This is a genomic window from Staphylococcus sp. 231237_7MaSpsaltlick (assembly GCF_043107035.1).
Window position 1 is genome coordinate 1 of record NZ_JBICNX010000386.1, and the last position, 438, is coordinate 438.

The window sequence follows — 438 nt, forward strand, 5'->3', positions numbered from 1 at the left end:
GTATTGAATATCACTACTACATTTTTGAAAAGTGATGTAGATTTATAGCCAGAATTTTTAGATTTACATTGACGATACTGCATCAAAAGAAAAAGTCAATCTACTTTTTCTAGTTTGACTTTTATTTTTATATCTAAAGGCACACTTACACACCTAAAAAACGTCGTGCTAAAAACAAATTTACATATGGTAATCCCATATCCTTATTATACATTTTAACAGTTGGTTTAAAGGAAACTTTAAAAATATATAATTTTTAACCTATTCAATTACATTTGTTTCTTAAAACGCATATATGAGCCAGAATAGAAAAGAGTTGCAGGAAAGATCAAAGATTGCTTAAGAATCAGCAAGTTTTGGCGTTAGAGAGTAATAAAAAAGATTCAAAAATCAATTAGAGGAAGAGAGGCTGCTTAATTATACCTTTGATACACCTAC

At 28.3% G+C, this 438-nt stretch carries 1 protein-coding gene; it reads left to right on the forward strand.

Annotation, left to right across the window (positions count from 1 at the left end):
- Positions 1-305: 305 nt before the first annotated feature.
- A complete protein-coding gene (locus ACF91D_RS32015; protein WP_074382043.1) occupies positions 306-398 on the forward strand; it encodes a DUF536 domain-containing protein in 93 nt (30 codons plus the stop codon).
- Positions 399-438: the final 40 nt, after the last annotated feature.